The sequence below is a fragment of the Polynucleobacter necessarius genome (assembly GCF_900095175.1).
In the GTDB taxonomy this organism is placed as follows: domain Bacteria; phylum Pseudomonadota; class Gammaproteobacteria; order Burkholderiales; family Burkholderiaceae; genus Polynucleobacter; species Polynucleobacter necessarius_I.
In genome coordinates this window covers 575,553-587,536 of the sequence record NZ_LT606946.1, presented here as the reverse complement: position 1 = coordinate 587,536, position 11,984 = coordinate 575,553, and the positions used below count along the sequence as shown (strand labels likewise).

Here is an 11,984-nt window from a genome sequence, read left to right as displayed (position 1 = left end):
TAGATGCGGAGCCGCCAGAAGTACCTGTGATAGAAGCAACAGTAATGGAGCCTAGCTACCACCACCCAGATACAGAGTCACACCATCACCCAGTAATACGTTATTCAAGGTGATAGAAGATGCCCCGAAATCGAACACGCTATTAGAGCTCAAGAAGGTAGTTGTACCGCCCAAGTTGAACGAGCAAGTAGTGCCCGCTGTGCAGGTAGATGGATTAGCAGCAGTAAACGTACCCAACAAGATGTGTTACCCGTGTCGTGAGTAATACCTCTTGTGAAGGTCGGGGTATCAGTTGTCGCATCGCCGTAGTAAACAGCACCGGTAGTGTTGAGTGTTACTGCGCTAGTAATATCAGTGGTTGAACCGTAGAACTTAATCTCTGCTGAGCCACCTGCATTGCTCATCGCGGCAGCGTAGAGATTATTGGCAAACTCGATCACACCAGTACCAGCAGAAATGATCAGACTGGTGATGCGATCACTAGTGCCACTTACTGAGCCATTGAAGGCAATGCTGCCAGTATTGGCAACCGTAAAGGTGCCAATGTTCGTGCCAATTGTGCCGCTAACCATTACAGCATCTGTAGTGTTAATGGTGATGTTGGACTTCACGCCAGAAGTACCGGCAATAGAGCTCAAGGTTACTGGGGTAGCTTCACCAGCTCCAAGAGTTAGTGTAGCCCCAGGGTTAACAGTAGCTTGACCCAAAGTAATCTGCCCTACTCCTGGGCTCAAGGTAATACTATTTTCAAAGGTTGTAGGTGAATTTAAGGAAATCGCTGAAGCGGTAGTGTTCATCTCTGCTGCATTGACGGTAATCGCAGAAGAGGCATCGGCGCTTACACCACCTAAGAAGTTGAATGCATCACTGTAGTAATCACCAAAACGGATAGTTCCCGTGTTATAGAAAGTAGCAGCATTAGAAATAGTGGTTGTACCAGCCACTGTTGCTAAATTGCTCAAAGTGACATCAAATGCGTTACTTCCAGTGCTTGCACCGGTTGTTAAGGTGTTAGCAACAATCGTGCCGTGTACAGTGATGGTGCCAGTTTGATTGGCATCACCCAAAGTCAGGACATTCAATTTAGCGGTAGAGCCAATCACGCCAGAAAGCGTAACAGCCCCGCCCTTACTTGCCAGAGACAAGGATTGAGAACCAGCGCTTGTCGCCTGAATCGGGCCGCTAATCGTAATGGCGCCACCTAAGCCAGCATCAGCGTAGGTGTTTATAACCGCATCATTCGCTAAAGTTAGCGTCTTGGCAGTAGCACCCAAGGTCACTGCTGCGCTATTGGTGCTTACTGTGCCGCTCAGCGTAACACCCACTCGGCGCAGTGGCAGTTAAGCCGCCATTAAACGCTAAGGTGCCACCGCTAGTACCTAATGTCAGAGAACCAGTATTACTAAAGGTCACTGCATTGGTAATCATGCCAGTGCTAGCATTGAGTGCCACGCTGTAAGCCTGGGCTGCAGTATTGAGCGTAGTCGCAGTAAGGGCACCATCAAAGGTAATGACACCAGTCGTGTTGGTTAGAGTAACAGTAGCAGCATCCACTGTGCTGCTAAAGGTAGTGCCACCAGAGTTGGTAATCGTGATGGTGCCGATATCGGTACCGATGGCGCCAAGAACTCGGATAGTTCCAACAGAATTAATCGTGACATTGGACTTACCTAATAAGCTACCACTTGATCCACCAGCAGTGCCAGAAATGGATTTAGCAGAAATTAAGCCTGGGCCACCATTACCCAATGTCAACGTGACGTTATTACCCAAGGTAATTGCACCCAGAATGACATCTACGTTTGGATTGTTATACGTGGTATCTGCGTTTAGCGTTAATCCACGATCCGCACCTAAGTCGTAACCGTTTGTTGCATCAACCGTACCAATATTGGTATTTCCGGTTCCAGTGAAAGTTAATGACTTCACTTTGATGGTTAAACCAACATTGCCAGCAACAATATTGCCACTACCGTTATCCACATTGAACCTATAGCTACCATCAGCAGTACCTGTGCCACCATCAATAGTGCCGACAGTTACATCTGCATTGCTTGTAGCAATAGTGACATCAGAGAATAACTCGGTAGTTCTGGATGTGCCTTTAAGGTTCACAACGCCAGTAGTAGTAATGTTGCTATTAAGCTTATTAATACCAGTACCGGAGAAAGTTACTGTAGTGAGCCTGGAAGATGAGCTACCTACAGCCTGCAAATCAATGTAACCAGAACCATTGCTAATAGCTAATGAGTACAAACCAGTGGTTTCGCCGAGAGTCACATTGCCGTTAGATGAGCTAGTCAACGTGGTGTTAGCTTGTAAAGGATTGGTACGTGAAGTGCCCTTCAGACTAATTGCACCTGTGGCTGTAATGGCTGATGGCAAGTAGTTTTCGCCAGTACCTTGGAGAGTCAAGCTTGAAATAGCAATATTCGCACCAACCACCCCACCAAACGTAATACGGGCACTACCGTTATTAATCGTCAGAGCTTGCGCGCCATTAATGGTTGAGCTTGAACCGCTAAAGGTAATTGCCGCATCAGTAGAAGCAAGGCTGATTGCTCCAGTTGATAAAGTAATTGGACCTGTATAGGTTTGAGTACCAGCGCCAGTACTAATATTGGCGCCGATGGTCATACTTGAGGAACCAACCAAGGCTAAATTACCGGTCGTAGTAATTCCGGCAGTATTAACAGTACCAACCGCATACGCAGTAGATTGGGTAAATGACACAACACCAGTATTGGCAGCCAAAGTAGTTACGGCATTCCCTGCCCCAGTATTAGTCAGTGCGTAGGTTCCGCCTGCTCCCAACAGTTCCAAACCACTGACAGCCAGCTTCTGGGACTGGGTAACGGTGCCGATAGTGCTTAATGTAGTGTTGCCGCTTGTTGTTAAGCCAATAGTATTGACAGTGCCAATTACAAAACCGCTATTCTCCAAGAAGGAAACGCTGCCAGTATTACCGGCCAAAGTAGTAATTGCATTGGCGGTATTAGTCAAGACATACAAACCACCTGTACCGAGCAATTCCAATCCAGCAGCGGTGATGGATCCACTAGCACCCTGAGATACCGAGCCAGTCGTATAAAGGGTCAAGTTATCTGAACCAGTATTAACTGCGCCAGTAAGTTCAATTCCGCTGCTACCAGCACCATAGCTATAGAGCTTGAGGTGATCGCTATAGGTATAGGCGGCGGCTGTAATCTTACCTGTAGCAGAAGATGATCCGAAGGTAATGCTAGAGAAGCCATCCACTAAGCGACCCAACTCTGTATCTGTCAAATGTAAATCACCAGTAGCAGAAGTTCCTAGACCAATCGTGGTACTTGCGGTCTTAGCCTGGATGATCAACGCACCAGTGCTGGAGATGTTGCCACCTAAGGCTAGTGCATCTGTTGTTAGAGTAATTGCATTGCTGCCGCCGGTGATGGTGGAGCCAGTAGTAATGCTTGATGCTGACAGGTGGTAGCAGCACCTAAAGTGATGGCTTCGTTATAAGTTTGTGCACCAGAGGTGGTGATCGCACCACCGTTGATTGCAGTAGTACCACTAGCGTCTGTTGTCACAGAAGCGGCAGTGACAGCAGCACTAAAGGTAGTTGTAGCAGTAGAGTTAACAGTCAAGGCGCCAAGCACACCATCAGTAGCACCGCCTACAACACTGGTGAAGGTCACTGCGCCAGAGCCAGCAGAGACAGTCAATGGTTTAGCGGCAGTAGCAGCGCTATTGACGGTTGAGGCGAACATGACAGCACTATTGGTAGTAGTTGCAGTCACTGTAGAACCAGTGATGGTTACCGCACCGGTATAAGTTTGAGTGCTTGAGCTAGTGACATTAGCGCCAAGGCTCGTATTACCAGAGATATTCAAAGTAGTAATGCCTGAGATAGCGCCATTGACTACGGCGTTACCAGTAATGCCTAAAGTGCTGTTACCGATCCAAGTAGAGCTATTGGTTACGGTCGCCGCAGTAATGGCAGTAGCGCCTAGCGTGTAAGTAGTGCCGACTGCACCCGTGAAGCTTACTGCACCAGTACCGGCAGCAATAGTCAGGGTACGACCTGCAGTATCACCTCTCAATGTTCCACCAAAACTCACATCGCTATTAGTAGTAGCTAAGGTCGTATTTGCAGCCAAGACCACATTACCGTTATAAGTCTGTGCGCCAGTGGTGGTGATGTTGTTAGCAAGAGAAATGTTGGCGGCACTAGCTAGCGTGACTGTTCCTGAGGCGGTGACCCCTACTCTACTTACTGTGCCAACGCTAAATCCACCATCATCCAAAAAAGAGATTGTTCCTGTATTACCGGCTAAGGTAGTAATGGCATTAGAAGTATTGGTTAAGGTGTAAGTACCGCCAGTACCGAGGAGCTCAAGACCAGCGGCGGTAATATCAGCAGATTGAGTGACTGGACCAGTGGTGTACAGAGTCAGATTGTTTACGCCAACACTGACAGCGCCAATAAATTCGATACCGCTGCTGCTAGAACCGTAGTTCAACAACTTAATGTGATCAAGATAGGTGTATTCAGCAGCAGTAATCTTGCCTGTTGCGGTAGGCGAACCGAATGTAATCGATGAGAATCCATCGCTTAACTTACTGAGCTCGGTATCGGTAAAGTGCAATGATCCTGTAGCAGTTGTTCCGAGACCGATAGTAGTCGTAACAGTCCTAGGGGCGATGGTGAGTGTTGAAGTGCCAGATATCGCTCCAGCTAGACTAATTGCATCCGTCGTAATGGAGATCGCATTAGCCCCCATTGCAATTGAGCCGTTTAAACCTATAGAGAACGAAGCGCCTGTAATAATGGTGGCACCTAGAACATTAGTGCCCCCTACCACCCCGTTAATAGCTACCGCAGCCGTACCCGCATCAATTCCTACTGTTCTTGCGGAGGCATTGTCATAGCTATTAACTGTTCCATTAAAAGTAATATTGCTATTAGTGGTTGAGAAAATTGTATTGCGCTTAATCAAGACAGCATTGTTAAAGGACTGTGTGCCAACGGTGGAAATTGTTGGGGTGTCGATCACGGTTGTACCGCCAGTACCAGTCAGAATACTGTTACTAGTGACGGGTTGATTAATCGTAATTGTTCCAGAGCTATCCAGTGAGATCACGTTTAGAGGCGTTACGTTTCCAACCAAACCATTGAAGGTGATATTGGCATTGCCAGTATTAAGAATCAAATTCTCAGCACCTGCAGTAGTTCCATTGAGGTTGCTAGAGAATGAGAGAGCCTGATCAGCCGTGATCATAGTGACGTTACCGGAAATCACCGCTGGATCATTGAAAGTAAATGTACCATTATCAGATGCCCTCATATCGGCGCCAACAGAGATGTTCGCGCCATTGGTATCAATAACCAATGGATCAACTACGTTCAATTCAGCAGAAACGGTAATCTGACCAGTAGTGGAGGATCCGATAGTAATTCCAGTAAATCCGTCCTTAAGATAGGCAATCTCCGTTGCGGTTAAATTCAACACAGTATCGGAATTATTATTTTCCCCGCCAATTACCATCGTATTACCACTAGTGTATGGCTTGACTACCAAAGTGGACTGACCATAAACATCCGCAGTCGGATTAAATTCATCACCATTAAAGATCAATGCGCCTAAGCCGTGGCCGCTAGTACCCATCGCTGCGGTAGTGATCACACCAGTACCCGAAGTCAATGTCAGAGCAATATTGTCGCCAGTCAGAGGAGCCGCTAAAGTAAGCGCCCTATTCGCAGCGCTTGAACCACCGGATGTATTAATAGTGGTTGCAGCAGTTAATGCGATGCCGGTGCTGGATGTGCCAATGGTAACTGGGCCATTGCTAGTGATAGTGCCCGCTAAGTTAACGGTAGTTGGAGCGGTAGCTGTCAGACCAGCACTAAATGTAATTGCGCTAGAAGAAAGATTGCCCAAGGTTAAGGAGCCAGTATTGAGGAATGTGGCTGCAGACGTAATCGTATTTGAGCCACCAACAATGCTCACGTTGTATGGGTTAGCAGTCGTAACTAAAGAACCCGTAGTTAAGCCACCTGTAAACGCAACCGTTGCTGCTGAAGCAGTATTAGACACTGTGCTTGCATTGGCTACGCTTACTGAGCCTGAGAATGTTGCACCACCTGAATTAGTAACAGTGAGGTAATTTAAGGAGCCGGTAGAACCTAAGTTTGTGCTAGCACTAATTGCAGCAGCGCCAGAATTCAAGGTTAGACCAGCGTTAGAAGTGATGGCAGATGAGAATCCAGAAACAGCCCAGGATTCATCGGTATTACCTTGGTCTAAAGTAGAGGTAAACCGAAGTGGAACGGAAGCCAAACCACTAGGTGTTGTTAAGGCGACAGTAAAGCGTTGGTCAGTCCAGCTTTGGGCAACCATATTGAGATTCGAATCACCCGCTACCGGAGTAATGGTCCAGCTATAGCCGTTAGAGGTGCCGGTAATAGGAGGGCTCAAGAAATATTGGCTACCAAGTTCTGAGCAGAAGAATTGCTGGTTAACGATGAGAACGCCGTTAGCATAAATTTGGAATCTCTCACCATCCCATAAATCAAGACGATAGAAATTAAAGTTCAAGGTAGTGGAAGCTCCACCTAAAGTGAAGGTCCGAGAGATCTCACCACCCTGCCCGTAAATACCAATCACACTTCCCCAAACGCCCAGACTGTAAGCTGTGCCATTAGTCCAGCCAGATGCCAACGCTGCGGAAGTGCCGTTGACGTTTACTACTGATCCAGCCAATGCGATGGCGCCGCCAGCTGAATTTGCGCCATTGTTTGTAGTGTCAATTACTGTATCTGCAGAAAGATAGGTAGTGGTGCTGCCATTACCAATGCTCAATGCAGTTCCTGCCGTTCTAATTGCGCCAGCCAAATTCACGGTGGACTGTGCAGTTGCTGTGAGGCCACTTGTAAAGACGAAAATATCGCCAGCTTGATTACCCAGAGTTAAGGCGCTGGTATTTGCAAATGTAGCAGCATCAGTTACCGTTGATATGCCGGAGTCTCCACCATTAAAGACGAGGGAGTAGGCAGCGGCACCTGTTGCAATAGAGGTCGTGGTAAATGCGCCATTGAGAGTGATGGTGCCACTTTGACCGCTAGTACCTAAACCTAAAACATTCACACCGGTGATTGTTGAATAAACGTTGGTTGCGGCTGATCCACTATTTAGAGTCAGGCTGGCCGCATTACCAGTAACGGTATTAGCTGTTGATGCACCAATCGTAACAATGCCGCTTGTAGTGCTTAATGTACGAGTGCCGCTGCCGCCCAAAGTCATATCACCGCTCAGAGTTACAACACCTGTGCCGGTGGTGATATCTCCACCATTCCAAGTGAATGAACCACCCACGGTGAATGAAGCATTGGTGGATGCTGTGGCCAATAAATTATGGCTCAACGTGAAAGCGAAGGATGAGGTAAAGGTAGTTGGGTCCTTAAAGCTTGTATTACCCTGTGAGGCAATTGAACCAGAGTAGCCTGCACCACCAATAAGGATTGAGCTAAATCCATCTACCAGATAGTCAATATCTGTAGATTTCAGATTTAAAACAGCGGATGCGGAATTATCTGCTGAACCCAGATAAATATCTCTATTAAGTGTCTTTGGCACGATCACCAAGGCGCCGGTACCCGATAAATTTCCACCTAAAGTAATTGCATCAACCAACAGGGTTAAGTTATTGGCTGAAACAGCTAGCGTTGAGCCTGTAGTCAATGCACTTGCTGTAATAGTTGTAGCCACTGAAGCTGTAACTGCACCTGTACAGGATTGAGAGCCAGTTGTGGACATGCTAGATGCATTGATAGCTGCAGTACCAGACACTGACAAATCAGTGACGTTGGAAAGTGAGCCGTTAAATACTGCATTACCAGTAATCGCCAAAGCATTAGCGCCCCCTGTTACGGTAGTACTAAAGGTAGCGCTGGTTCCTGTAAGCTCAATGTCGCCGGTTGCCAATGTCACCGCCCCGGTATAGGCCTGTGTACTGCTAGTAGTGATATTACCATTTAAGGTAATACCGTTACCAGTAATCGCCAGGGTGCCAGCAGAAGTAATAGCGGCTACAGAGACAGCTCCGTATGTGCTGATGGCCATGTTATTAGCACCACTAGCAAGTGTGCTAGTAGCAGTAATGGATCCACCGCCTGAGGTAGATTTACTTTGAATCGTTACTGGATCCAAGAAGGTGTATGGCGTAGTGTAGTTAATGGCAATTGCGCCGGTGCCAGACGTGCTACCAATCGTGATTGAAGTAAAGCCATCAGCCAAGCGCCCTAATTCAACATCATCAAGAGCCAATGAGCAAGCTGCCCCACCACAAGAGGTGGAAGTAATGGAGCTACCTAGACCAATCATAGTACTTGCTGTCCTAGGTGCAATTGCCAGGGTTGATGTGCCACCAAGTGCCGCCCCCAGACTGATAACGTCAGTATTAATTGGAGAGCATTAGCACCCATAGCAATCGTGCCAGAAGAGCCGGTTGTGAAGGCGGATGCAGTAATCGTGGTGACGCCTAGGACATTAGCATCCCCTACTGCCCCGTTCATAGTCACTGTTCCGCCACCGGCAGTAATGGTTAAGGTCTTAGGAGTAGCATTATTACTATTAAGGGTACTGCTGAAGGTGACGTTGTTATCTGTCGTAGCCAATGTTGTATTGGTGGCTAGAGTCACTGCCCCGCTATAGAGCTGAGTAGCACTGGTAGTAATATTTGCGCCGATCGCTGTTATGCCGGAGACCGATAAATTTGTTACTCCGGTAATAGTACCATTTACAACAGCATTACCCGTGGTGGCATATACACCGCTACCGACCAGGGTAGTCATATTTGTAGTGGTCGCTGCAGTAATGTTGGTTGCACCTAAAGCCAGACTATTACCTACGGTGCCAGTAAAAGTTACTGTGCCTGAGCCTGCGCCGATTGTTAAGGCACGAGCTGAGGTAGTGCTATTAAGAGTATTTACAAAAACGATATTGCTGTTAGTGGTATTCAAGGTGGTATCAGCACCTAAAGTTACAGCATCGTTATAAGTTTGCGCACCAGAGGTAGTAATCGCACCGCCGTTAATTGCTACTGTGCCGCCAGTATTAGTAGTTAATGAAGCAGCGGTTACTGCGGCGCCAAATATAGTAGTACCAGTGGTATTGACAGCTAAAGCACCGAGTGCGCCGTTGGTAGCACCGCCAACAACACCAGTAAAGGTCACATTGCCGGCACCAGCTGAGACGGTAAGGTTATTTGCGGCGGAAGCAGTATTGCCTCCATTGGCGGCGCTATAAACAGCAGCGCCAAATGTCATATCTCCAGATCCACTGCTAATGGTTGCGTTAGCGCCAACTTTTACATTACCAGCGAAGGTCACCGCAGATGCAGCAGATGAGTTACTGAAATAGTTATTCGTGCCGTCAGTTGTTTTGGATCCACCTGGAGGGGTGAAAGAAATAATGATTCCATCGCCGCCGCCGTTCTCACCAAAATAGGAGAGCAATGGGTAGTAATTTCCAGCAACCAAGCTGATAGTGCCGGATCGTTCGCTAAAGGCGTGAACAGAGCCATTATTTACAAGAGCATTTGCCACTGTCCTTGTAGAAATCAATGAAGAAAAGCTTTGTCCTGCTGTACCCAACCATAAGTAAGATGCATCATCACTATTTGTGTAGAAGGTGTAGCTTCCGGTAGTGGTCGCCAAGAAATAACCCTTGTACGATACAGAATAATAATCAGCAAAATCACAACCAGGGGTAGTGCAATTAACAACCTTAAACGTATTGTTGAAGCGACTCTGATAAGCGGTATATGTTGATGCTGTTGCAAAGAAGGTCAAGTTATCAGCAAAATAGCCGATAAAGATCTCACCAATCAAACCACCAGTGCCAGCAGAAGCTGAAACCGTAATATTTGCATTAATAACAACTTCCCCACTTCCAGCAATATTAAGACTTGTTAATGGCGTAGACCCACCGACAGCAGCACTGAAGGTCACAGTACCGCTTCCGTTATTAACGGTCAGTCCATAAGCGCCATTCAATGTTCCACCAAAACTCACATCACTATCAGTAGTAGCTAAGGTCGTATTTGCAGCCAAGACCACATTACCGTTATAAGTCTGTGCGCCAGTGGTGGTGATGTTGTTGGTAATCGTTGCCAGTCCAGAGGCAGTGATGCTATTCACCCCAGTTACCGCACCAGTGAATGTGGCTGCACCAGTAATACTGTAAGCGCCGATTCCTGAGATTGCAGCAGTATTGGCAGTAGTTGCTGCAGTACTACTTAAATTACCGAGCGCAAGTCCACCACCAACAATTCCACCAAAGCTCACCGCACCTGTGCCAGCGTTGAGTGTTAGGTTTCTGGCAGTGGTGCTGCTGTTGAGGGTGCTACTAAAGGTAATGTTGTTATTTGTAGTGCTTAATGTTGTTGCATCACCTAGCGTTACGGCATTGCCAAATGCTTGAGCGCCTGATGTTGTGATGCTGCCACCATTAATAGCTGTAGTACCTATTGATGAGTTCTGCGTAAATGCGCTGGCACTAATGGTGCTACTAATCGTGGTAATTCCAGTGCTAGTCAATGAAATGTTGCCCAAGCCTTGAGAACCACCAACCGCTCCAGTAAAGGTGATATTTGAAGTGCCTACGTTAGCGCTTAAGTTTTTAGTTAAGCCCGTTGCGCTATCCACTGTTCCATCAAATACGATGGCACTATTTGTAGTGGCAAATGTTGTGTTGGCTGACAATGTCACTGCATTGTTATAGGTCTGGGTTCCAGTGGTCGTTACCGTGCTGCCTATGAAGTTTGTAGTACCACCAGCTGAGCTTGTTAAAGAAGCTAAAGCAGCGGATGCACCAACGTTACCGATATTCATCACTCCACTAGTGGTGGTGAGTGTTAAACCATAGGCTGTTCCAATTGCATCTACCGCTGCCAAGGTGAGGTTTCCACTGGCGGTAGTAATCGTGCGATTGGCGCCAGAAACCTGCATGTCATTCGTGACGGTAATGTCAGCTGAACCACTGGCAAACAAGTTAGCAGAAAGAACTGTTTTTCCAGAAGTGGTGAACGTCACTGGCGCTGTAAACGTAGTGTTTCCGGAAATATTGATATTGCCGCTTTGTATACCGCCGCCAATAGTCACTCCGCTGAATGTATTGCCCAAGAAGGCAATCTCTGCCGCAAGAATATCTAGGGTGCTTGCACCAGCATCACTAGCCCCACCGACGTTGATGACATTTGCAGCAGTAGTTGGCTTGAGACTGAGTGTGCCGGTACCAGCAATCGCAGCGCTCCAGTTAATTTCGTTAGCGATAAAGGCAAGATCACCCATGCCGCTGAGCGCAGAAGTGATAGCAATCGTTCCTGTACCCGCATTGAGAGTCATCGCCTTCCCTGCCCCAGCGATGGTTGCTGAGCTCGCAACTGTGATATTCGAATTACTTGCACTGGTATCAATCGTGAAGTCTGAGCCCAATGTGACGGCAGTATTAGCATCACCTAAAGTTACCGCACCATTACCCGCAGTAGTATTGCTTGTAATAATGCTTCCAGCCAAACTTAAGCTTGCGGGACGACTTGGGTTAAATGGTCCACCAGAATAAGTAAAGACATCAGTGGATTCATCACCTAGGATTAATGTGCCAGTGGTCTCAAATGGTGTGGCTGTGTAGAAAGAAGCAATGCTATTGCTTGCACCAGTCAAGCTTAAATTGTAGGCAGCGCTGCCATCAGTTCTCAATTGAGACATCTGGGTAGATCCAGCAAAAGTCACAGCTCCTACAGTTTTATTGAGCCACAGGGTGCCAATACCGGTTTTGAAATCACCACTAACGTTCACAGTTCCGCTATTGCTGAATGTAACATTTGAAGTGCCACTGCCTGGACCAGTAATGCTCGCTACAGAGATATTTCTAGATCCAGCGTCACCTAACACCAAGTCAATGCCAGTAGCCAAAGTTAAATCGCCCAGCGTCATGGCGCCA

4 protein-coding genes are annotated in these 11,984 nt (G+C 47.2%); all 4 read right to left on the bottom strand.

The genetic code is table 11. The annotated features are described in order from the left end of the window. Positions 1-149: 149 nt before the first annotated feature. Genes DXE44_RS03060 through DXE44_RS03045 form a run of 4 tightly spaced genes read right to left on the bottom strand, consistent with a single transcriptional unit; the run spans position 150 to position 11,977 of the window. On the bottom strand, positions 150-1,325 hold the full coding sequence (locus tag DXE44_RS03060) for a hypothetical protein (protein WP_114652549.1): 1,176 nt from the start codon (positions 1,323-1,325) through the stop codon (positions 150-152). Continuing rightward, positions 1,288-3,354, bottom strand: a complete 2,067-nt coding sequence (locus DXE44_RS03055; protein ID WP_114652547.1) for a beta strand repeat-containing protein — start codon at positions 3,352-3,354, stop codon at positions 1,288-1,290. The genes DXE44_RS03060 and DXE44_RS03055 overlap by 38 nt, the downstream gene beginning before the upstream one ends. 47 nt (positions 3,355-3,401) lie before the next feature. Further along, complete coding sequence (locus tag DXE44_RS03050; RefSeq protein ID WP_114652545.1) at positions 3,402-8,363, bottom strand: beta strand repeat-containing protein; 4,962 nt, start codon at positions 8,361-8,363, stop codon at positions 3,402-3,404. Then, on the bottom strand, positions 8,360-11,977 hold the full coding sequence (locus DXE44_RS03045) for a beta strand repeat-containing protein (protein ID WP_231970558.1): 3,618 nt from the start codon (positions 11,975-11,977) through the stop codon (positions 8,360-8,362). The genes DXE44_RS03050 and DXE44_RS03045 overlap by 4 nt, the downstream gene beginning before the upstream one ends. Between the last annotated feature and the right edge of the window lie 7 nt (positions 11,978-11,984).

Bases quoted from the DNA above. Each gene is read 5' to 3' on its own strand.
- DXE44_RS03045 (WP_231970558.1), bottom strand. From the start codon at position 11,977: ATGACGCTGGGCGATTTAACTTTGGCTACTGGCATTGACTTGGTGTTA.
- DXE44_RS03050 (WP_114652545.1), bottom strand. From the start codon at position 8,363: ATGATTGGTCTAGGTAGCTCCATTACTTCCACCTCTTGTGGTGGGGCA.